22 protein-coding genes are annotated in these 22,286 nt (G+C 64.1%); 11 read left to right on the top strand and 11 right to left on the bottom strand.

Translation table 11 applies throughout. The features are described 5' to 3' along the window. Positions 1 to 32: 32 nt before the first annotated feature. Genes AC04SF_RS25900 through AC04SF_RS25860 form a run of 9 tightly spaced genes read left to right on the top strand, consistent with a single transcriptional unit; the run spans position 33 to position 9,277 of the window. The gene (locus AC04SF_RS25900; protein ID WP_488480089.1) at positions 33 to 896 is read left to right on the top strand and encodes a dioxygenase family protein; all 864 of its coding nucleotides are present in this window, start codon (positions 33 to 35) and stop codon (positions 894 to 896) included. Then, entirely contained in the window at positions 893 to 1,954 is a 1,062-nt protein-coding gene (locus AC04SF_RS25895) for a maleylacetate reductase (RefSeq protein WP_488480088.1), read from the top strand. Before AC04SF_RS25900 ends, AC04SF_RS25895 begins: the two co-directional genes overlap by 4 nt. Positions 1,955 to 1,977: 23 nt before the next feature. After that, positions 1,978 to 3,252 (top strand): ABC transporter substrate-binding protein, encoded by a 1,275-nt coding sequence (locus tag AC04SF_RS25890; protein WP_488480087.1) that lies wholly within the window; start codon positions 1,978 to 1,980, stop codon positions 3,250 to 3,252. Positions 3,253 to 3,254: 2 nt separating this feature from the next. Next, entirely contained in the window at positions 3,255 to 3,974 is a 720-nt protein-coding gene (locus AC04SF_RS25885; RefSeq protein ID WP_488480086.1) for an ABC transporter ATP-binding protein, read from the top strand. Further along, entirely contained in the window at positions 3,974 to 4,678 is a 705-nt protein-coding gene (locus AC04SF_RS25880) for an ABC transporter ATP-binding protein (protein ID WP_488480085.1), read from the top strand. Before AC04SF_RS25885 ends, AC04SF_RS25880 begins: the two co-directional genes overlap by 1 nt. 1 nt (position 4,679) lies before the next feature. Then, a complete protein-coding gene (locus tag AC04SF_RS25875) occupies positions 4,680 to 5,543 on the top strand; it encodes a branched-chain amino acid ABC transporter permease (protein WP_488480084.1) in 864 nt (287 codons plus the stop codon). Positions 5,544 to 5,548: 5 nt separating this feature from the next. Further along, positions 5,549 to 6,637: a branched-chain amino acid ABC transporter permease gene (locus AC04SF_RS25870; RefSeq protein ID WP_488480083.1), complete on the top strand. Its 1,089-nt coding sequence runs from the start codon at positions 5,549 to 5,551 to the stop codon at positions 6,635 to 6,637. Next, on the top strand, positions 6,630 to 8,384 hold the full coding sequence (locus tag AC04SF_RS25865) for an FAD-dependent oxidoreductase (RefSeq protein ID WP_488480082.1): 1,755 nt from the start codon (positions 6,630 to 6,632) through the stop codon (positions 8,382 to 8,384). The genes AC04SF_RS25870 and AC04SF_RS25865 overlap by 8 nt, the downstream gene beginning before the upstream one ends. A 5-nt stretch (positions 8,385 to 8,389) precedes the next feature. Beyond that, the gene (locus AC04SF_RS25860) at positions 8,390 to 9,277 is read left to right on the top strand and encodes an intradiol ring-cleavage dioxygenase (protein WP_202351364.1); all 888 of its coding nucleotides are present in this window, start codon (positions 8,390 to 8,392) and stop codon (positions 9,275 to 9,277) included. A gap of 19 nt (positions 9,278 to 9,296) precedes the next feature. Here AC04SF_RS25860 and AC04SF_RS25855 read toward each other — a convergent pair whose 3' ends face one another. Next, a complete protein-coding gene (locus AC04SF_RS25855) occupies positions 9,297 to 10,337 on the bottom strand; it encodes a proline racemase family protein (RefSeq protein ID WP_488480081.1) in 1,041 nt (346 codons plus the stop codon). Positions 10,338 to 10,445: 108 nt separating this feature from the next. Here AC04SF_RS25855 and AC04SF_RS25850 point away from each other — a divergent pair, with 108 nt between their 5' ends. Beyond that, positions 10,446 to 11,408: a dihydrodipicolinate synthase family protein gene (locus AC04SF_RS25850; RefSeq protein WP_488480080.1), complete on the top strand. Its 963-nt coding sequence runs from the start codon at positions 10,446 to 10,448 to the stop codon at positions 11,406 to 11,408. A 72-nt stretch (positions 11,409 to 11,480) separates the two neighbouring features. Here AC04SF_RS25850 and pldH read toward each other — a convergent pair whose 3' ends face one another. The 7 genes from pldH to AC04SF_RS25815 all read right to left on the bottom strand — a co-directional run bounded on the left by pldH (position 11,481) and on the right by AC04SF_RS25815 (position 19,031). Further along, positions 11,481 to 12,227, bottom strand: a complete 747-nt coding sequence (gene pldH, locus AC04SF_RS25845) for a pyridoxal 4-dehydrogenase, SDR-type (RefSeq protein ID WP_475453134.1) — start codon at positions 12,225 to 12,227, stop codon at positions 11,481 to 11,483. 37 nt (positions 12,228 to 12,264) lie between these two features. After that, complete coding sequence (ppaT, locus tag AC04SF_RS25840) at positions 12,265 to 13,443, bottom strand: pyridoxamine--pyruvate transaminase (RefSeq protein ID WP_488480079.1); 1,179 nt, start codon at positions 13,441 to 13,443, stop codon at positions 12,265 to 12,267. A gap of 26 nt (positions 13,444 to 13,469) precedes the next feature. Beyond that, a complete protein-coding gene (pldA, locus tag AC04SF_RS25835; RefSeq protein ID WP_488480078.1) occupies positions 13,470 to 14,276 on the bottom strand; it encodes a 4-pyridoxolactonase in 807 nt (268 codons plus the stop codon). A 47-nt stretch (positions 14,277 to 14,323) separates the two neighbouring features. Continuing rightward, entirely contained in the window at positions 14,324 to 15,259 is a 936-nt protein-coding gene (locus tag AC04SF_RS25830; protein WP_488480077.1) for a putative B6 ABC transporter permease subunit 1, read from the bottom strand. A gap of 3 nt (positions 15,260 to 15,262) precedes the next feature. Then, the gene (locus AC04SF_RS25825; RefSeq protein WP_488480076.1) at positions 15,263 to 16,360 is read right to left on the bottom strand and encodes a putative B6 ABC transporter permease subunit 2; all 1,098 of its coding nucleotides are present in this window, start codon (positions 16,358 to 16,360) and stop codon (positions 15,263 to 15,265) included. After that, complete coding sequence (locus AC04SF_RS25820) at positions 16,357 to 17,925, bottom strand: putative B6 ABC transporter ATP-binding protein (RefSeq protein WP_488480075.1); 1,569 nt, start codon at positions 17,923 to 17,925, stop codon at positions 16,357 to 16,359. The genes AC04SF_RS25825 and AC04SF_RS25820 overlap by 4 nt, the downstream gene beginning before the upstream one ends. 77 nt (positions 17,926 to 18,002) lie before the next feature. Then, entirely contained in the window at positions 18,003 to 19,031 is a 1,029-nt protein-coding gene (locus AC04SF_RS25815) for a putative B6 ABC transporter substrate-binding protein (RefSeq protein WP_488480074.1), read from the bottom strand. 101 nt (positions 19,032 to 19,132) lie between these two features. Here AC04SF_RS25815 and AC04SF_RS25810 point away from each other — a divergent pair, with 101 nt between their 5' ends. Beyond that, positions 19,133 to 19,558, top strand: a complete 426-nt coding sequence (locus AC04SF_RS25810) for a hypothetical protein (RefSeq protein WP_488480073.1) — start codon at positions 19,133 to 19,135, stop codon at positions 19,556 to 19,558. Positions 19,559 to 19,595: 37 nt separating this feature from the next. Here the strand turns inward: AC04SF_RS25810 and AC04SF_RS25805 are convergent, their stop codons facing one another. Genes AC04SF_RS25805 through AC04SF_RS25795 form a run of 3 tightly spaced genes read right to left on the bottom strand, consistent with a single transcriptional unit; the run spans position 19,596 to position 22,285 of the window. Continuing rightward, positions 19,596 to 20,606 (bottom strand): ABC transporter substrate-binding protein, encoded by a 1,011-nt coding sequence (locus tag AC04SF_RS25805; protein ID WP_488480072.1) that lies wholly within the window; start codon positions 20,604 to 20,606, stop codon positions 19,596 to 19,598. A gap of 33 nt (positions 20,607 to 20,639) precedes the next feature. Further along, positions 20,640 to 21,455, bottom strand: a complete 816-nt coding sequence (locus AC04SF_RS25800) for an ABC transporter permease (RefSeq protein ID WP_488480071.1) — start codon at positions 21,453 to 21,455, stop codon at positions 20,640 to 20,642. Continuing rightward, a complete protein-coding gene (locus AC04SF_RS25795; protein ID WP_488480070.1) occupies positions 21,452 to 22,285 on the bottom strand; it encodes an ABC transporter ATP-binding protein in 834 nt (277 codons plus the stop codon). The genes AC04SF_RS25800 and AC04SF_RS25795 overlap by 4 nt, the downstream gene beginning before the upstream one ends. Between the last annotated feature and the right edge of the window lies 1 nt (position 22,286).

The raw sequence follows: 22,286 nt of genomic DNA, 5'->3' as shown, positions 1-22,286 counted from the left end.
TGTTCCCAGGTGAGATGAAACCGGGGAGGAGCATGTCACAGACCGGTATCCCACCATTCAGCGAGGCCAACTCGGCCGAGATGGTCGCCCAGCGCCTTCTCAAGGCGAAGGCCGGGCCGCTGCCGCGTTTTCTCGCTGTTGTCGTCGACCACCTCCATCAGATCGTCAGGGAAACCCGACCGACCGCGGCGGACTGGCGGCAGGCAATCGCGTTTCTCACCGAAATCGGCCATGCCTGCGACGACAAAAGGCAAGAATGGGTGCTGCTGTCGGACCTGCTCGGCGTCACAGCACTTGTCGAGGACATCAACTCCCGCCGCCCGAACGGCGCGACGCCCAACACCGGGCGCGGTCCCTTCTATCGCCCCGATGCGCCAAGGCTGCCGCACGGCGCCGACATTTCGCTCGATCGCGCCGGCGCGCCGCTCATCGTGTCGGGTCGGGTGACCGATCTCGACGGCATGCCGATAGCGGGAGCAATGGTCGAAACCTGGCAAGCCAACGCGCAAGGTTTCTACGAGAACCAGCAGCCCGACCTGCAGCCGGAATATAATCTGCGTGGCGTCTTCATCACCGACAGAGACGGCCGCTTCCACTACCGCACCGTCAAGCCCGACGGCTATGGCGTGCCGGACGATGGACCTGTCGGACAGATGCTCGGCCGCCTGAACTATCCGCTCAGCCGGCCTGCACATATCCACTTCCTCATACGCGCTGACAATTTCGAGACATTGACCACGCAAGTGTTCGATCGTGCCGACCCGCGCCTCGACCAGGACGCGCTGTTCGGCGTCAAGCCGGAACTGGTCGGTGACTTCATGCGCTCTAGCACTGGCGACGGCTGGTCGCTCGACTACAGCTTCGTCATGGCGATGGCGCGCAAGGGGGCGGCATGACAAGAACGTTCACCTATTCCGGCAGCCCGGCAAACATCATCTTCGGCAATGGCGCCGCCTCGCAGGTCGGCAGTTGGATCGAAAAGCTCGGCTGCAGACGCGCGCTGGTGCTGTCGACGCCGCATCAGGCGGGCGATGGCGAGGCGCTGGCGAAGCGGCTTGGATCGCTGGCCGCTGGGACCTTTTCGGGCGCGGCCATGCACACGCCCGTCGAGGTGACCGAAGCCGCCATGCGCAAGGCAGCCGAGGTCAGGGCCGACTGCGTTGTCGCGCTTGGCGGCGGCTCGACCACCGGTCTCGGCAAGGCGATCGCGTATTGCACCGACCTGCCGCAGATCGTCATCCCGACCACCTATGCCGGCTCGGAAGTGACGCCGATCCTCGGCCAGACCGAACATGGCGAAAAGACCACGGTGCGCGATGCGAAAATCCTGCCGGAAGTGGTGATCTATGATCCCGAGTTGACCATCGGCCTGCCGGTCGCGATGAGCGTCACCTCTGGTCTCAATGCCATGGCGCACGCGGCGGAAGCGCTTTACGCCCAGGACCGCAATCCGATCTCGACGCTGATGGCGACCGAGGGACTGCGTGCCCTGAAGGCGGCTCTCCCCGTTCTGGTGAGAGAACCCAGGAATCTCGATGCCCGTGGCGACGCAATCTACGGCGCCTGGCTGTGCGGCACGGTGCTCGGCACAGTCGGCATGGCGCTGCATCACAAGATCTGCCACACGCTGGGCGGCTCCTTCGACATGCCGCATGCCGAGACCCATGCGGTGATGCTGCCGCACACGATCGGCTTCAACGCCGTCGCCGTGCCCGAACTGCTCAAGCCGGTCGCCGATCTCTTTGGCGGCAGTGCCGGCGGCGGTCTCCACGCTTTTGCCGGGTCCGTCGACGCACCGCTGACGCTGAAGGAGCTTGGCCTCAAGCAGGCCGACCTCGACCGCGCCGCCGAGATCGCGACGAAGAACCCGTACTGGAACCCGCGGCCTTTCGACCGCGCCGCAATCCGCGCCCTGTTGCAGGACGCGTGGGAGGGAAGACGTCCGCAGGACTGACGGCAACACAGGGAGGAACAACAGTGATTACCAGACGCGAATTCATCCGGAATACGGCCGCCACCGGCCTGCTTGCCGGCGGCCTGCCCATGCCGGCGATCGCGCAGAATGCGCCGATCAAGCTTGGCTATGTCAGCCCGCAATCCGGCCCGCTCGCCGCCTTCGCCGAGGCCGACAAATTCATCATCGACGGTTTTATGGCCGCCACCAAGGCCGCCGGCCTCAACTACGAGGTCGTGGTCAAGGACAGCCAGTCCAATCCCAACCGCGCGGCGGAAGTCGCCAAGGAATTGATCGTCAACGACAAGGTCAATCTGATGCTTGTCGCCTCGACGCCAGAGACCACCAATCCGGTCGCCACCACCTGCGAGGCCGAGGAAGTGCCGTGCCTGTCGACCGTGGCGCCCTGGCAGCCCTGGTTCATCGGCCAGCAAGGCAATCCCGGCGATCCCGCTTCGTGGAAGCCGTTCAACTACGCCTATCATTTCTTCTGGGGGCTGGAAGACGTCATAGCCGTCTTCACCAACATGTGGGCGCAGGTCGAGACCAACAAGAAGGTGGGCGGGCTATTCCCCAATGATGGTGACGGCAATGCCTGGGGCGATGGCACGGTCGGCTTTCCGCCGGTGCTGGCCAAGGGCGGCTACGGGCTGACCGATACCGGCCGCTACCAGAACCTGACCGACGATTTTTCCGCGCAGATCAACGCCTTCAAGGGCGCGTCGTGCGAAATCATCACCGGCGTGATGATCCCGCCCGACTTCACCACTTTCTGGAACCAGGCCAAGCAGCAGGGTTTTGCGCCGAAGGTGGCCTCGATCGGCAAGGCGCTGCTGTTCCCGCAATCGGTCGAGGCGCTCGGCAAGTCCGGCCACAACCTGTCGTCGGAAGTCTGGTGGACACCCAACCACCCGTTCAAATCGTCGTTGACCGGAGAAAGCTCGGCGCAGGTGGCTGATGGCTTCACCAAGGCCACCGGCCGGCAGTGGACGCAGCCGATCGGCTTTGTCCACGCGCTGTTCGAGATCGCGGTGGATGTGATGAAGCGGGCGGGTGAAGCCGGCGACGGCGACAAGGTGGCGGCGGCGATTGCCGCAACCAAGCTCGACACGCTGGTCGGGCCGATCGCCTGGGACGGTGCCAAACTGCCGCCCTTTGCCGCCAAGAATATCGCCAAGACGCTGCTGGTCGGCGGCCAGTGGCGGCTGAAGGACGGCGGCGGCTATGACCTCGTCATCACCGACAACAAGACCGCGCCGAACATTCCGACCGGCGGCAAGATGGAAGCCATCGGCTAGCCATGGCCATCCTCGCCCTCTCCAATGTGTCGAGACGCTTCGGCGCACTGACGGTCGCCGACGCGGTTTCGTTCGAACTTGGCGAGGGCGAGGCGCTGGGCATCATCGGCCCGAACGGCGCCGGCAAGTCGACGCTGTTCAACCTGATCACCGGCAACATATCGGCCGATGCCGGCACCATCGTCTTCGACGGCCGCGAGGTGACACGACTGCCGCCGATGCAACGTTGCCTTGCCGGCGTCGGCCGCTCTTTCCAGATCCCGCAACCCTTCGAGAAACTGACCGTGTTCGAGAACCTGCTGGTCGCCGGTGCCTTCGGGGCAGGCAAGACTGAAGCCGAGGTCGGTGAACGTTGCGCCGAGATCCTGGTCGAGACAGGACTGATCGACCGCGCCAATCATCCAGCGGGGACCTTGAGCCTATTGCAGCGCAAGCGGCTGGAACTTGCCCGCGCGCTTGCGACCGAGCCGCGGCTGCTGTTGCTGGACGAAATCGCCGGCGGCCTGACCGAAGGCGAATGCGGCATGCTGGTCGACACCATCCGCACCATCCACAAAGGTGGCATGTCGATCATCTGGATCGAGCATGTGCTGCACGCGCTGAACTCGGTGGTCGAACGGCTGCTGGTGCTCAATTTCGGCAGGGTTATCGGTATGGGCGCGCCCGATGCCGTCATGGCGTCGCGCGAGGTCCGCGAGATCTATCTCGGGATCGAAGTCTGATGGCGCTGCTCGAGACCAGAAACCTCACCGCGCGCTATGGCGACTTCCAGGCACTGTTCGGCGTCGACATCGCGCTGAACCAGGGCGAGACCATAGCCATCATCGGCGCCAACGGCGCCGGCAAGACGACGCTGATGCGCTCGATATCAGGCATATTGGCCAACCAGCCCGATGCGGTGCTGTTCGTCGGCGAGAAGATCGGCGCCCTGCCCGCTCCCGACATCGTCGCGCGCGGCATTGCCATGGTGCCCGAAGGGCGAAAACTGTTTCCCTCGCTCAGCGTCGAGGAGAACCTTCTCATTGGCCGCTATGGCCGCGCGGTCGAAGGACATTGGAGTCTCGACACCGTCTACGCGCTATTCCCGATCCTGAGGGAGAGACGTGCCAATCCGGGCACGGCGCTGTCCGGCGGCCAGCAGCAGATGGTGGCGATCGGTCGCGCGCTGATGTCCAACCCGCGCGTGCTGCTGTGCGACGAGATCAGCCTTGGCCTGGCGCCGGTCGTCATCAAGGATATCTACGCCGCCTTCCCCCGCATCCGCGCCGCCGGCGCCTCGATCGTCATGGTCGAGCAGGACATCGGCCAGGCGCTGATGGTCGCCGACCGCGTCTACTGCATGATGGAGGGTCGCATCACGCTCTCCGGTGCGCCGTCGGATCTGACGCGCGAAAAGATCCACGCTGCGTATTTCGGGGTGGCCTGACATGGCGTGGCTCGACACCATCATCCAGGGCATTCTGCTCGGCGGTCTCTACGCCTTATTCGCCGCGGGCTTGAGCCTCGTCTTCGGCATCATGCGGCTGGTCAATCTGGCGCATGGCGACCTCATCGTGCTCGCCGCCTTCCTGATCCTGGTGCTGGCCTCTGTCCTTGGCCTCAATCCGTTTATCGCCGCCCTGGTGGCAATGCCGCTGATGTTCGCGATCGGCTGGGCACTGCAATTCTTCTTGCTCAACCGCACGCTCGGCACCGACATATTACCGCCGTTGCTCGTTACCTTCGGCCTGTCGATCGTCATCCAGAATGGCCTGCTCGAAGGTTTTACCGCCGACAGCCGACGCATTTCGGTTGGCGGACTGGAATCGGCGTCGCTGGCAATAGGCCCGATCAATGTCGGCGTCATGCCGCTGTTGACCCTGGCTTCGGCCATCGCGGTGATTGTCGGGCTGAACCAGTTGTTCTACCGCACGTCGCTCGGTCGCGCCTTCCGCGCCACCTCCGACGATCCGGTCACGGCCGGGCTGATGGGCATCCGGCCAAAGCGGATTTTCGCCACCGCCACCGGCATCGCCATGGTGGTGGTGACGATCGCCGCGCTTTATCTCGGCACGCGCGCCAATTTCGATCCGACCATCGGCCCGGCGCGGCTGATCTACGCTTTCGAGGCGGTGATCATCGGCGGTCTCGGCTCGCTGTGGGGGACGCTCGCCGGCGGCATCGTCATCGGCATCGCCCAAACCTTTGGCGCCGCGATCAATCCGGAATGGCAGATTCTGGCCGGGCACCTGGCCTTCCTGTTGGTACTGCTGGTCAGGCCGCGTGGCCTGTTTCCGCGTGCGGTGGATTGAACGCCATGACCTACGTCACAATCCCGCACTGGAAAGTCGAGACCCGAACCAAAGCATCGGCGACATTCGCCATTGTCGCCGCGCTCCTCATCCTGCTCGCTTTCGCCGCGCCGCTCTTCGCTTCGCGCAGCGTGCTGCAGGACCTGTTCTTCATCCTCACCATGCTGGTGCTGGCGCAGAACTGGAACTTGCTCGCCGGCTATGCTGGACTGGTTTCGGTCGGCCAGCAGGCCTTTATCGGCTTCGGCGCTTACGCCATGTTCGCCCTTGTCATTCTCGCCGGGCTCGACCCGCTGATCGCGATCCTGCTCGCCGGCATTGCCAGCGCCCTGCTTGCCATCCCGACCGCCTTCTTCCTGTTTCGCTTGCAGGGTGCTTACTTCGCCATCGGCAGCTGGGTCATCGCCGAAGTGGTCCGGCTGGCGCTGGCGCAGTGGAAGGCGCTGGGCGGTGGCACCGGCACCTCGCTGCCGCGCGAAGCGACACGCGACATGCCGGCACTGAAACTGGTCGGCGGGCTGTTCGGCGTCAAATCGTCCGAAGCCGGCGATATCCTGACTTACTGGCTGGCGCTGCTGCTTGCCATCGCCACGATCGGCCTCGTCTATCGCCTGCTGCGCTCGAAGCAAGGATTGGGACTTGCCGCCGTGCGCGACAACCAGGAGGCCGCGCGCTCGGTCGGAGTCGACGCGCGGCGAATGAAGACGCTGGTCTATCTCGCGGCCGCTTTCGGCACCGGGCTGGCCGGCGCGCTGATCTATGTGCAGAAGGCCCGCATCTCACCGGACGCCGCCTTCTCCGTCGTCGACTGGACCGCCTATGTCATCTTCATCGTCGTCATCGGCGGCATCGGCACCATCGAAGGTCCGATCGTCGGCGTCATCGTCTTCTACATCCTGCAGACCCTGCTGGCCGATTACGGCTCCTGGTATCTCTTGATCCTCGGACTGATCGGCATCGTCATCATGCTGTTTGCGCCGCGCGGCCTTTGGGGCCTGTTCGCCGAGCGCACCGGCATCCAGCTTTTTCCGGTTCGCCGCCGGCTGACCGGCGGACCTGTACCATTAGCCAAAAAGGGAGGGCCGCATGGCTGACATTTCCACCGACGTGCTGACCATCGGCACCGGGCCAGCGGGCTCGGCCACCGCAGCTTTGCTTTCGACCTATGGCGTCGAGAACATGGTCATCAACCGCTATCGCTGGCTGGCCTCGACGCCGCGCGCGCACATCACCAACCAGCGCACCATGGAGGTGTTGCGCGACCTCGGCCAAGAGGTCGAGGCGGAAGCCTATATGCACGCCACCGAACAGGATCTGATGGGCGAGAACGTCTTCTGCACCTCGCTCGCCGGCGAAGAGATCGGCCGCATGCGCAGCTGGGGCAAACACCCGCTCTCCCGCGCCGAGCATCTGCTTTCCTCGCCCTCGCATATGAACGATTTGCCGCAGACTTTCATGGAGCCACTGCTGTTCAAGACCGCCTGTTCGCGCGGCACGCAAGCGAGGATGTCGACCGAATACCTTTCCCATGTCCAGGATGCCGACGGTGTCACCACCACCTGTCGCGACCGGTTGACCGGCAAGGACATCACCATCCGCTCGAAATATCTGATCGGCGCCGATGGCGGCAATTCGCTGGTCGCCGAACATGCCGGCCTGCCCTTCGAAGGCAAGATGGGCGTTGGCGGCTCGATGAACATCCTGTTCAAGGCCGATCTGTCGAAATACGTCGCCCACCGGCCGTCGGTGCTCTACTGGGTGGTGCAGCCGGGTGCCGATGTCGGCGGCATCGGCATGGGCCTGGTGCGCATGATCCGGCCATGGAACGAATGGCTGATCGTCTGGGGCTACGACATCAACCAACCGGCACCGAAGGTCGACGAGGCCTTCGCGAGAAAAGTGGCGCGTGATCTGGTCGGCGATCCCGGGCTCGAAATCGAGATCCAGTCCGTATCGACCTGGACCGTCAACAACATGTACGCCACTGAGACCTCCAAGGGCCGCGTGTTCTGCATGGGCGATGCCATCCACCGCCACCCGCCATCGAATGGGCTAGGCTCCAATACATCGATCCAGGACGGTTTCAATCTCGCCTGGAAGCTTGCCCATGTCGTCAAGGGCAAGGCCGGCCCAAAACTGCTCGACAGCTATTCACAGGAGCGCGCGCCGGTCGCCAGGCAGATCGTCACCCGCGCCAACAAGTCGATCGAGGAATTCGGCCCGATCTTCAAGGCGCTTGGCCTGCTCGATTCCATCGACCCGGTGAAGATGCAGTCCAATATGGACGCGCGCTGCGACGACACGCCGGCGGCCGAAGCGCAACGCGCCAAGATACGCGAAACCATCGCTTCAAAAGTCTATGAATTCGACGCCCATGGCGTCGAGATGAACCAGCGCTACAGGTCGAATGCCATCGTCACCGACGGCCAGCAGGAGCCGGCTTTCGACAGAGACGCCGAATTGCACCACCAGCCGACCTCCTGGCCGGGCGCGCGTCTGCCGCATGTCTGGGTGCATTCGGATCGAGGCGACAAGGTCTCGACGCTCGATCTGACCGGGCACGGCAAATTCACCGTGCTGACCGGCATTGGCGGCCAAGGCTGGCTCGACGCGGCCAAGGCAGTCGGCAAGGAATTGGGCATCGACATTACGGGGCATCTCATCGGCCCGCGCCAGTCTTGGCAGGACTTTTCCGGCGACTGGGCGCGCGCCCGCGAGATCCGCGACAGCGGCGGGCTTTTGGTGCGGCCCGACCAGCATGTAGCCTGGCGCAAGGACGCCATCAGCAGCGATCCGACGGCGGATCTGCGCCGCGCCCTGACATCAATTCTGGACAGGTGAGCGATATGGAAGCGCACGAAAAGGGCTTCTTCACCGAGGCGAATTCGGTCGAGGTCGTCACCGGCCGCAACAAGAACGCCAGGAGCGAACGGCTGAAGGCGGTTATGGAAGTCATCACGCGGAAACTGCATGAGGCGGTCAAGGAGATCGAGCCGACGCAGGAGGAATGGTTCGAGGCGATCCTGTTCCTGACCAAAACAGGCCAGCTCTCCACCGAATGGCGGCAGGAGTTTATCCTGTTGTCGGATGTGCTCGGCGTTTCGATGCTGGTCGACGCCATCAACAACCGCAAGCCCTCGGGCGCTTCGGAATCGACGGTGCTCGGGCCATTCCATCTGGCCGACGCACCGGAACTGCCGATGGGCGCCAACATCTGCCTCGACCAGAAGGGCGAGGACATGTTCATCCATGGCCGCATCCTCGACACCGAAGGCAGACCGATCGCAGATGCAGTGCTCGACGTCTGGCAGGCCAATGACGAGGGGTTCTACGACGTGCAGCAGAAGGGCATCCAGCCCGACTTCAATCTGCGCGGTGTCTTCCGCACCGGCGCCGACGGCCGCTACTGGTTCCGCGCGGTGAAGCCGAAATTCTACCCGATCCCCGACGACGGCACGGTCGGCAAGCTGCTGCATGCGCTTGGCCGCCATCCCTACCGACCGGCGCACCTGCATTACATTCTGAAGGCCGATGGTTTCGAGACGCTGACCACCCACATTTTCGATCCGGACGATCCCTACATCAATTCGGATGCCGTGTTCGGGGTGAAGGAGAGCCTGCTGGCAGAGTTCAGACGCATCGACGATCCGTCGCGCGCCAGGGATTATGCGTTCGACAATCCCTTCTGGGACGTCGAGCACGATTTCATCCTGGCGCGGCCTCGGCCCGCTTGAGTCCCAGGCGCGACGAGTCCTACTGCTTCACCGAAGTGGAGGTGCCCCAGGTATCCGACAGCACGTAGCCCTGGGGATAGGGATCGGTCGGATCAAGATAGTAGCTGTGCTCGCCGGTGATCCAGGCCCGGCCGGTGATCTCCGGAACGATCGCCTTGCGCCCTGCGACTTCCGTCAGTTCCACGATCCTGCCCGTGAAGCGCGAGCCGATGATCGATTCATGGATCAGCACGTCGCCGACGCCCATCAAGCCCCGGGCTTGCAGCACGGCCATGCGGGCCGACGTTCCGGTTCCAGTCGGGCTGCGGTCCGAGCGTCCCGGCGAGACGATGCAGGTGTTGCGCGTGACGTTACCCGGCCCCTGGAACGGCATGGCGAATTGCACGATCGACACGCCGCGCACATGCTCGAACTCCGGATGGACGACATCGAGCTGTTCGCGCGCGGCCCGCCTTATCTTTTCCCCGGCCACCGCCAACTCGCGCGCCTCGTCGGGAGCGACCGAGAAGCCGAGCGCCTTGGCGTCGACGATGGCGTAGAACATGCCGCCATAGGCGATGTCGACGATGAGCGTGCCAAACCCTTCAACCTCGATGGCAGCGTCGAGACGTTCGGCAAAGGCGGGCGCGTTGCGGAACGTGATCGAGACGCATTTGCCGTCGCGGCATTGCGCGCGCACCTCGATGACGCCGCCCGGCATGTCGAGCTTGAAGCGCGTCTCGGGCTCCTGCATCGGCACCATGCCGGTCTCGAGCAGCACGGTGGCAACGCAGATCGTATTGGAGCCGGACATCGGCGGGTATTCCGTCGGCTCCATGATGATGGCGCCGGCGGCGCAATCCTCGCGCGTCGAGGGAACCAGCAGATTGACATGGCGCGCCACGCTGCCGCGCGGCTCGCAGATCAGCATGCGCCTGATATGATCGTGATCGCGTTCCATCGTGATCATCTTGTCCATCATCGTGCGGCCCGCCGGCGGCAACACGCCGCCAATGATGACGTCGCCGACCTCGCCTTCGGCATGACAGCCGACGACATGAATGCTGGTTTTGCTGCGCATTGTTGTTCCTGCGTTGATCCCTGGCGCCCACGACTATTTTGCTTGGCAAGCCATGCCGCTTCGGGACAAACTGGTCAATCCGCGTGCCAGCCTCAAGGAGAATCCGAAATGACCTCTAACGTTTTTTCCGGCACCATGCCGGCGTTGATGACCCCGTGCACGCAGGATCGCCAGCCTGACTTCGACGCGCTGGTGCGCAAGGGACGCGAGCTGATCGCGGCCGGCATGTCGGCCGTGGTCTATTGCGGCTCGATGGGTGACTGGCCGCTCTTGACCGACGAGCAGCGCATGGAAGGCGTCGAGCGCCTGGTGAAGGCCGGCGTGCCGGTGATTGTGGGAACCGGCGCGGTCAACACCGCCAAGGCCGTGGCGCATGCGGCGCACGCCCAGAAAGTCGGCGCACGCGGCCTGATGGTGATCCCGCGCGTCCTGTCGCGCGGCCCGTCGGTGACGGCGCAGCGCAACCATTTCAAGGCAATCCTGGCGGCCGCACCCGACCTGCCGGCGGTCATCTACAACAGTCCCTATTACGGCTTTGCGACGCGTGCGGAGCTGTTCTTCGCGCTGCGCGCCGAACATCCGAACCTCGTCGGCTTCAAGGAGTTCGGTGGCCCGTCGGACCTGCGCTACGCGGCGGAGAACATCACCAGCCGCGACGATGAAGTGGCGCTTATGATCGGCGTCGACACCGCCGTCTTCCACGGTTTCGTCAATTGCGGCGCGTCCGGCGCCATCACCGGCATCGGCAACGTGCTGCCGAAGGAGGTTCTGCACCTCGTCGGGCTGAGCCAGGCGGCAGCCAAGGGCGACGCCGAGGCCCGCCAGCGCGCGCTGGAGCTGGACGCCGCGCTCGCCGTGCTGTCCTCCTTCGACGAAGGTCCCGACCTGGTGCTCTATTTCAAGCACATGATGGTGCTGAAGGGCGCTCCCGAATACAAGCTGCACTTCAACGAGACGGATGCCCTGACCGACAGCCAGCGCGGCTATGCCGAGGCTCAGCTCAAGCTGTTCGACAGCTGGTATGCCCAGTGGTCGAGGCAGCCCGGCGTCATTGCCAGATACGCAGCCTGACCCGGCAAGTGCGAAGGGCGGCCATAGTACGGCCGCCGGTTGCATTGCGGGGCTGAGCAGTCACTATCTGACTTAGTGCCTGACCATCCCGGCGTCTACATTCAGCGTCTGGCCGGTGATCCAGCGCGCATCGTCGGAGGCCAGGAACGAAACCACATCGGCAATATGCTCCGGCTGGCCTTTGCCCTTCATCGCCTGCAGCATTTCGACGAAGCCGAACGCCTCGTTGTGCGGGCTCGCCTTGACGCCGTCGCTCTCGATCAGGCCGGGCGTCACCGCGTTCGCCGTGATGTTGTATTTGCCGAGTTCGGTGGCCAGCGCCCGGGTGAAGCCGATGACGCCACCCTTGGCCGCGACATAGGCCGCCATGTTCGGTGTGCCGGCAAAGAAGGTGTTGGAGGCGATGCTGATCACCCGCCCGGCCTTGCCTGCCGCACGCATCTGGTCCGTGCCGGCGCGGGTGACGATGAAGGTGCCTGTCAGATTGACGTCGATGATCTTGCGCCAATGGTCGAGATCGACGTCGTCCCAGGCGACGAACGGCACGATGCTGGCATTGTTCACCAGGATATCGATACCACCGGTCAGGGCCTGGATTTCGGCGAAGAGCGCCTTGACCGAGGCCGGATCGGAAATGTCGGCGGCGATCGCCCTCGCCTTTCCGCCGATCGCCGCGGCGGCAGCCTTGGCGCCTTCGGCATTGATGTCGCTGACGATGACGGTCGCCCCGTCGGCGGCAAGCCGCGCGGCGATTGCCTTGCCGATACCCTGTGCGGCGCCTGTAACCAGGGCCGTTTTTCCCGCAAGCCGTTCAGTCATGAAAATACTCCCTCAATCCGTGATCTGGTATGTCGGTTCAGGCGTCGGCGTCGATAACGGCCAGCGCCGCCTCGATGCCTTTGCCGATTGCAAGTTTCTGCCCGGTTGCGTTCAGGGCGCCGCCAAGTGCCGTGAGTGCGGCGATCGCATAGATCGGCTGGGCGGTTGGCCCCATATGGCCGATGCGCGTCAGCTTCCCCAATGTCTCACCGCGGCCCGACGAAAACACCACGCCGTAGCGGGCGCGCGCGGCCTGGCGAAGCGCCTTCTCGTCGACACCTTCGGGGGTGCGGACGGCGGTCGTGGTTGGCGACGCGATGCTGTCGCTGGCGGCCCAGATCGACAGCCCCATCGCGGTGACGCCCGCGCGCATGGCCCTGGCGGTGAGCGCATGACGCGCCCACACCGCCTCCGGTCCCTCATTGAGATAGAGGTCGAGCGCGACGTCTAGCCCGTTGATCTCAGAGACCGACGGCGTGAACGGAAACGGTCTGTCCCTCGACCAGGCATTTTCCCAGTCGACGATGCTCAGCATCGATGCGCGGGGCGCCAGGGGATTGGCCTTCATCTTGGCCCAGGCCCGCTCGCTGACACCCATCATGGTGAGGCCGGGAGGCGCGCCCAGGCATTTGTTGGGGCCGGTGACATAGATGTCGGCCTTACAATCCTGCGGATGGGTCTTCATGCCGCCAAAGGACGAGACCGCGTCGACGATCAGATAACCGCCATGCGCCGAAACCAGCGCGCCGATGGCATCGATCGGATTGATGGTGCCGGACGGCGTGTCGTGGTGACAGACGGAAACGACGGTGATTTCCGGATGCGCCTCGAGCATATCGGCGACCGCCTGCGGATCGATCGCTTCATTGTAGGGCACTTCGATCTCGAGCAGATGCGGCGAGTACCGTTTTGCCCAATAGCCAAAGCCTTTGCCGTAAACACCCGAGGCAAGGTTGAGCACGACGTCGTCGGGCGCGATCAGCGATGCCGCCGCCGCCTCGAGGCCGAGCACCGGCTCGCCATGCAGGATGACCGGCTTGTTCGACAGCCGCATCGCCTTCTGCGCCTTGTCGACCACACCCTCGTAGAAGAGCTGAAACGCCGGATCGTAGTCATAGAGCACCGTACGACCGAGGCCGCGCAGCACTTCGGGATAGGCATTCACCGGGCCCGCGGTCAGAGTGATGACCGGATCGGCATGTTCGGAATAGCGCATGGTCTTGTCTCCGGATTGGCGGCCGGTCAGCCGTAGAACTGCGTGCCGGTCCTGTAGGTCTTGAAGTTGTCCATGTCGTGCGAGTACATCAGCTCGGCATCGTGGTCCTCGGCCAGCTTCTTCACCTTGCGCATCGAATTGACGCCCGCCACCGGGTCGATGTGGAAAGCCGCCTGGCACAGCGTTTCAAGGCTCTTCTGTGTGTAAGCGGCGTCGATGGTGAACATGATCGGCTTGCGCTTGGGGAACTCGACCAGCAGGCTGTAGTGGCCGATCGAATGGCCCGGCGTCGAGATCAGCTTGACGCCCTTGGCGAGATCGATGTCGCCGTCGACGCCTTCGAAGGTCGAGTTGGCGCGCGTCGTACCTTCCAGCAGCTGCGCGGTCGCGCCACGCGCTTCGGCAGCCTCCGCCGAGAAGCTCAGGTCGGAATAACCGAGATGTTCGAAAGGCTGCGGATTGCAGGCCTGCGGCACCTCGGTCCGGTGGCAGATCTTCTTGGCATGCGGAAAATACTTGTTGCCGCCGCAATGGTCGAAATGGAAATGCGAATTGACGACGACGTCGATATCCCTGGGCTCAAGGCCGAGCAGGCCAAGCGCGCCTGGGATGGTCTGGTGCTTCTCCTGGATCGGCTTTTCGAAGGGCAGCACCTTCATGACGTGATCGTAGTCGTAGCCGGTGTCGATCAGGAAGCGGCCCTCGGCATGCTCGATCAGGATCGAGTAGACGGGGAAGCGCACTTCGCCGCCCGGGCCGCGGTTCCAGAACACATGATAGCCGTCGAGAACGAGCGAGCCGCCGTCGAGCAGGTAGACTTTGGTATCCGACATTCTTGCCTCCTGTTTTGGCGCGGTTCCCTTCCGCGCATGAGTTGTTGTCAGCGCGCGCCGCGCTCGTATGGAATGCCAAGTGCCGCCGGCAGGCTGGCGCGCCGGCCGAACAGCACCAGCATGATCATCACCGCCAGGAACGGCAGCATCTGGGTGATGTCGGTCGGTATGTTGATGCCGGCCACCTGCATGGCCGTGGTCAGCGACAGGCACACGCCGAACAGCAAGGCGCCGAACAGCACCCAGACCGGACGGCCGCGCGCCAGCATGGCCAGCACGATGCCGAGGAAGCCGGCGCCGTTGGTGATGAACGGAATGAACAGGCCGGCCCCGACATTGGCGAGATAGGCTCCGCCGAGCCCGGCCAGCGCGCCGGTCGTGAGTACCGCGATGGTGCGGGTCCTGATGACGTCGATACCGGCGACGTCGAGCGCGGCCGGCTTGTCGCCCGCCGCCTGCAAATTGAGGCCGAGCTGCGTGCGCCGATAGAGGTAGCCCATGCCGAACACCAGCGCGACCGCCAGATAGACGATCAAATGATGCTTGAAGAAGGCGGGCCCGATGACAGGGATATCCGACAGCAGCGGAATGACGGTGGCGTCCGCCGCCGGCAGGCGGGGATAGCTGCGCGAGAACTGAAAATGATGAAGCAGCGCGGTCAGGCCTTCAAGACCGAGCGTCAGCGCGATGCCGATGACGATCTGGTTCAGCCCGATGCGCACGCACAGCAGCGCCATGACCAGCGCCACCGCGACGCCGCCGGCGGCACCGGTAAGGAACCCCAACCATAGCGACCCGGAATAGAAGGCGCCGACAAAGCCAAGATAGGCGCCGGCCAGCATCATGCCTTCGATGCCGATGTTGAGCACGCCGGCTTTCTCCGACATCTGCTCGCCGAGGCCGGCCAAAAGCAGCGGGATCGCCGCGGTAACGGCGCCGAACAGCAACGCGCTGAGAAAGACTTCGCTGAAGAGCCCGGTCATGCCTCAAGCCCTCCGCGACTGGTTGTATCGGTGGTCGAAATATTCGGCGAGAGCGAGCACGATCAGCACGATGGAAACCAGCACCAGGGTGAAATGATTGGGCACGCCGAGCCGCCGCGCCGCGCTCTCGCCGCCGATCGACAGCACCGAGAGCAGGAACACGAAGCCGATGGCTGCAAAGCCGTTCATGCGGGCGAGAAACACCGCCGGAATGACGGCAAGCCCGTAGGCGGGATTCCAGTCGGCGCGGACATTGCCTTGCACACCGATGATATCGACGGCGCCGGCCAGGCCGGCGAGCCCCGCTGAAATGGCGAAGACAGCGACGGTCAGGCCGGGCACGCCCAGCCCCGAATGGACCGCCGCGCGCGGATTGGCGCCGACGATCCGCAACTTCAGGCCGAACGCCGTGCGCGTCATCACCAGATGCACGATGATGATCGCCGCCAACCCAAGCAGCAGGCCGCTGGTGATGGTCGTATCGAACAGGCGCGGCAGCCGGTCCTCGACCGGCAACGTGCGGGTCTGCGGCACCGTCGTGGTGGGGTCGCGAAATGCCAGCTTGACCAGGACATTGGCGAGCGAGGTGCCGAGGAACGTCATCATCAGTGTGGTGATAATCTCGTTGACGCCCTGATAGGCGCGCAGCAAGGCCGGCACCAGCGACCAGATCATGGCCACGACCATGGCGATCAGGAACGAGCAGATGAGCGCCAGCCAAGCCGGCAAGATCTCCACCAACACCGGAGCGCTGGCCGCCGCCGTCACCGCGCCAAGCAGGAACTGGCCGTCGCCGCCGAGATTCCACATGCCGGCGCGAAAGGCCACGATCAGGCCGGCGGCGAGAAACAGCAACGGCGCCATCCGCGTCAGCGTCTGCTGGATGCCGAGCGGGGAGAACAGTCCTTTCTCCAGCACGAAGCCGTAATAGGCGAGCGGGTCGACGCCGACGGCAAGCAGGATGCAGCCGGCTATGACGAGAGCGATGAGGATCGGGCCGAGCGTCATCAGCAACCGATGCAGGATGTCGCGACGCGCCGCCGCCGCGCTCGTTGCGTCGAGTGCGGTGGCACTGGCCGTGGGTGCGGTGTCGATGCTCATGCGGCAAGTCCGATCATCAGGCGGCCGATCCTGGTGCGGGCGTCGTCGGTGTTCTCGACGGTGCCGACCAGCGCTCCGTTGGCGATGACGGCGACGCGGTCACACATGCTGAGCAACTCCTCGAGGTCGGTGGAGATCAAGAGCACGGCAAGGCCGCGGGCCGCCGTATCGCGGATGCGCTGGCGCGACGCCAATGTGTTGGCGAGATCGAGCCCATAGGTCGGCTTGTTGAAGATCACCGCCTTGGCACCCTCAGCCAGTTCGCGTGCCAGAAGCACCTTCTGGATGTTGCCGCCTGACAGCCGGGCGACCGGGGTCTTCAGGCTTGGCGTGCGCACATCGTATTCGCGCACGAGTTCAGCGGCACGCTTGTCGATCTCGCCGCGCTGCTCGACGCCGCCGCGCCAGAAGGGCGCAGCGCCAACCTGCTTGAGGAAGAAGTTGATCGACACCGGGAAAGTGCCGACCGTGCCTTCGCCCAACCGGTCATCGGTCAGGTAGCGAAGGCCGCGCTTGCGGCGTTCGCCGACACTCAGTGCCTCGATGGCGGTGCCCTCCAGCCGCACCGAACCGCTGGTCGCGGCGCGCTGGCCGGCCAGCGCTTCCGCCAGTTGCTTCTGGCCGTTGCCATCGATGCCGGCGATGCCCAGGATCTCGCCCGGGCGGATGTCGAAGGAGATCGACGACAGGCCGGGCGCATTGTCCGTCGGCGCGACCGCCAGATCAGCGACCTGAAGCAGTGGAGCAGCAGCGGTGCGGACTGTACGGACCGGGCGCTCGACAGCTTCCGGATCGTCCTTCTGCTTGCCGAACATCAATTCCACGATCTCCGAAATGATCGCCTGTTCGCCCAGTGCGCGAAACCGCTCGGGTGGGATCTCGCCGACCTTGCGGCCGAGCTTCAGCACCGAGATGCGGTCGCCAAAGGCCGCCGCCTCCTTGAGCTTGTGGGTGATGAAGACGATCGCCAGGCCCTGCTCGACAAGGCGGCGCATCAGCGCGCCCAGTTCGTCGATGCCTTTCGGCGTCAGCATGGAGGTGGATTCGTCGAGGATCAGCAATCGGCTGTTGCGCACCATCGCGCGCAGGATTTCGACCTGCTGCTGCTCGCCGAGCGAAAGCTCCGATACCTTGGCATGCAGCTTCACCGTGATGCCGAGGCTGCGGGTGATCTCGGCGACGCGCGCCTCAAGCTCCTCGGTCCTGGGGCGTTGCCACCAGGGTCCGCCAAGCAACAGGTTTTCCGCCACCGTCAGCGTCGGCACCAGCATCATGTGCTGGAAGACGGTGCCGATGCCCAGCGCCAGCGCATGGCGCGGCGAGGTGATCGGCGTCGGCTTGCCGTCGACCAGTATGCGCCCTTCGTCCGGCTGCTGCAGCCCCGACAGCATGCCGATCAATGTCGATTTTCCGGCACCGTTCTCGCCCAGCAGAACATGCACCTCGCCAGGGCGGATCGACAGATCGACACTGTCATTGGCGACGATCCCGGGAAACCGTTTGGTCACGCCTTCAAGCGCGACGATGTCGCGCCCGGCAACGGACGATGAAGAAGAACTGCTCATGAAAGCCCAACACCAAAAAATGGTAATCGGCCGGAGAGGTGAACGGTTCACCCCTCCGGCAGCCGACCGTGATCGCCTTACTGGGCGACGCTGGTCATCAATGCCCTGACGGCGGCCGCGTCATAGACCGGATCGACCTTGATCTTGCCGGAAATGACGTCTTCGCGCAGTGCCTGGATTTCCGTCCAGACATTGTCCGGAATGGCAGCGGTTTTCAGCAGCTTCACCGAGTCGTCCTTGAGGCCGATCGTATAGTGCTTGGTGCCGAACGTGTCGGCCTTCAGGTCGGCGATCATCGCCGCGTAGACGGGTTCGATGTTCCACACCACCGACGACAGCAGGAAGCCCTTGTCGATCGGCGACTTGTCACCGATGACGTCGATGAAATAGACCTTGCCGCCATCCGCTGCCTTGGTCGTTTCGACTGCCTGCAGCATGCCGAAGCTCGAACCGTTGCCCTGGCCGAAGATGATGTCGGCACCCGACGCGATCACGCTTTCGGTGACGCGCTTGCCGCCGGCCGCGTCGCTGTAGGCGGCGGGTCCGATCACCGCATAGGTGATCTTGACGTCCGGGTTCTCCGCCTTCACGCCTTGCGCGAACGCCGCCGACTGCGAATTCCACGACGGGGGTTCGCCCGAGACGACGATGCCGACGGACTTGGAACGCGACATCTTGGCGGCGAGACGGCCGGCGAGATAGGCGCCCTGGTGACCGCTCAGCGTGTAGTCGGCGACGAGACCCTTCTCCAGGCCGTTCGGCGTATCGACGATCGCCACCGGAACCTTCAATTCCTTGGCGATTTCAGGCGCCGAGGTGTTGTAGCCGCTGGCGTGGGCGATCAGCAGGCTGGCGCCGTCCGACGCAAGCTCGCGCAAGGTCGGGCGAACATCGCCGTAGCCGAGGCCCTGGGCCACGACCACTTCGACGCCGGCGGCCTTGCCCGCCGCCTTGGCGGCATCGATGCCCTGCTGGTTCCAGCCGTAATCGGTGCCTTCTTCGGGCGTCAGGATGGCGATCGACTTGACTTCGCCGGCAAACGCACCGCTCAGCAAGACGCCGCTCAGTATAACTGCACTTACACTGCTCTTAAGAATCTTTAACATGTTACCCTCTCTGTTTGATTTTCCAATCAATATTCTTATTGTTATTGCGCAAAAGCGAGATAGACTGCCCGATGAAAATCTACCCATGGAGATCGGGCAAAGTGAAGATTCGTTATGTCCTTCCGGTGATGCTGGCGTTCACACCCTTCGCCAACGCGGTCGAGTTGCACCAGGTCATCGTCCGCAAGGGCACCGACGGGCTCGCCATGGTGCCGTTGACGATTTCGAATGCGGGCAATGAAGGGCTGTCCTGCAATGCCGACTTCGCCCACTGGTATTCGGCCGGGATCGCGACGGTCGAGCCGGGGAAGAGCGCCCGTGTCGAGCTCTGGTTCGATGCCAAGACCGGCACGTTCACGATCCTCAACGACAAGCGCGAGAACCTGCCGGTCGAGCGGCTGTGGTGCGGCCTGTCGGGCCGCGCATATGCCACGCGGGTGCAGATCACGCTCGACCGCAGCGACGCGGCCAAGGGAGCGCGCGCCGTGTCCTGCGGCGTGGAGCGGGACCGGCTCGCGTGCCGATAGGCGCTCATCGATCCCTTGGCCCGCGACATGGCGCGACCTACTCCTTGGCCAGGAATTTGTCGGTGAAGACGTCGTCCGCCGAGAGAGCCGTCTTGAGCACGCCCTGGTCGGTGAGCGTCTTCAGCGTTTCTTCCCACTGCGTCTTCGTCATCCAGCCAAGGCCGTGTTCCTTGGTGTCCGGGCTGGTGAAGGTCGACGCGATGTCGGCGTTGATCTGCGCCAAAAGCACATCCTTCTTGCCGGCGTAGCCGGGTGCGGCCTTGGCGGTGATCTCGGCAGCCTCCTCAGGGTGCGCGACGACATAGTCGAAGGCTTCCCTATACGCCTTGACGAAGCGGGCGACGATTTCGGGCTTGTCCTTGATCATTGTCTGCGAGGTGAACAGGCCGGAGCCATAGGCCTTCCAACCATGGTCCGAGCCCATCATGATGCTGAGCGAACCGGGACCGCCCGCCTTGGCCTCCAGTTCGGGGACCTCGGCGTCGACATAGCCGACCACCGTCTGGACCCGGCCCAGAAGCAGATAGCTTTCATAGGGCGGCGAGACGCTGTTCAGCGTCATGTCCTTCTCGGTCAGGCCATTGGCCGCCAGGAAGCCCTTGAAGAAGATGTAGGTCGAACCGGCCGGATGAATGCCGATGGTGAGACCCTTGAGATCCGCCGGCTTGGCGAGCTTCATCGTCTTGGCCAGCGAGATGATCGCCAGCGGCGAGTGCTGGTTGACGGCGGCAAGCGCCACCACCGGGACATTCTGCGACCGCGCTACGGCGAGCGTGGGAAGGTCGCCGAAGCCGAAATCCGCGTTCCCATTGCCCACCAGCCGCATGGCGTCCGGCGAGCCGGACCCCTTGCGGATTTCGGCCACGTCGATGTCGTTCTTGGCGAAGAAGCCCTTTTCCTTGCCGACGAAGAACATGGCGTGGTTGCCGCGCACCACCCAGTCGAGCTGGACGTTGACCTTGTCGGCCGCCAGGGCCGCGCCCGAGAAGCCGAGTGTCCCGACACACGCCGCAAGCGCGGCTGCCTTGATGAGTGAGCGTCTGAGCATTTTTGTTCCCTTTTTCGTTGGTTGAGAGCGGACCTAGGACTGGCTGAATTTCGGCGCCCACGGCACGACGATGCGTTCGAGAATTTCGGCCGCGTAGTAGAAGGCGATGCCCAGCACCGAAACGAGGAGCAGGGCCGCGAAGACCAGCGCGGTGTCGAGCTGGGTCGAGGCGAACTGGATGACGTAGCCGAGCCCGTCAGAAGCGCCGGCGAATTCGCCGACGATGGCGCCGATGACGCTGAGCGTCGCGGCGATCTTGGTGCCGGCCATCAGGTTGGGCAGCGAATGCGGAACGCGAATCCTGAACAGGATTTGCGTGCGGCTGGCGCCGACCGAATTCATCAGCGACAGCAGCGAGCGATCGACCGACTGCATGCCCGCCAGCATCGACAAGGTCACCGGGAAGAAGGCGATGACCAGGATCAGGCCGATCTTGGGCGCGAGCCCGTAGCCGAACCAGAGGATGAAGATCGGCGCCAGTGCCACCTTGGGTACGTTCTGGAACAGCACCACCAGCGGATAGAGCGCTCGCCCCAGCCAGTCGAAGCGCACGATGACCAGCGCGATGGCAATGCCGACCACGACGGAGACAAGGAATCCAAACAGGATCTCGCCCGCCGTCACCAACGTCGCCTGCATCAGCGTTGCCCATTGCGCGGCCAGCGATTGCGCAATCTCGGACGGGGCAGGAATAATGAAGGCGGAGATGGCGAAAATCCGCACCACGGCTTCCCACACCACGATCGTCGCAAGCAGGAGGATGACCGCCGGCAGCCAGCTGCCTGTCGCCGCGGCCCAGTTAGAGGCAGGCCGGGGCTCGGAGAGATTGGTGATGGGTTGATCGCTCATGACGCGCCTCCCGGTTGATGGCTGGCGCGCAGCATCACCCGCAGCCGAACCACCAGCCTGACGAACTCCGGATCTTCCGTCACCGACAGGTCGCGCGGATAGGGCAGACCAATGTCGAGGCTCTCGGTGATCCGCCCCGGCTTGATCCCCATCACGTGGACATGGCGCGACAGGTGGATGGCTTCGTCTATGGAATGGGTGACAAGCACGATGGTCTTGCCGGTGCGCTGCCAGATCTCCAGCAGCGACTGGCCCATCGAATCGCGGGTGATGGCGTCGAGCGCGCCGAACGGCTCGTCCATCAGCAGCACCGCCGGATCGAGCGCCAGGGCCCGCGCGATGGCGACGCGCTGGCGCATGCCGCCTGACAATTCATGGGGACGCTTGTGGGCGCTGTCGCCCAGCCCGACCAGTTCCAGCATCTGCTGTCCGCGCGCCCGCAACTCAGCGCGCGAAAGCGATTTGTCGGCGATGCCGAGCAGCATCGACGCGTTGTCGACGGCGTTCTTCCAGGGAAGCAAATTGGCGTCTTGGAAGACGAGGCCGATCATGCGCTTGCGCGCTGCCTCGACCGGCGAAAGCCCGGCAATCGAAACACTGCCGCTCGTCGGATTGACAAGCCCGGCCAGGACTTTGAGCAAGGTGCTCTTGCCGCAGCCGGAAGGACCGATAAGGGAGACGAACGACCCTTTCGGTACCGAAAGATCGATATTCTGCAGAACCAGCTGCTTGGCCATGACCACCGAAACGCCTTTGACGGAGATCAGATCGTCGTCGTGGCGGATATGTGCTGGCCGGCCGCCTGCTGCTCGAATGGGTTCCATACGCATG

The sequence above is a fragment of the Mesorhizobium sp. CNPSo 4671 genome (assembly GCF_057784245.1).
Note: the sequence above shows the minus strand (reverse complement) of the source record. Positions and strands in the feature narration are given on the sequence as shown.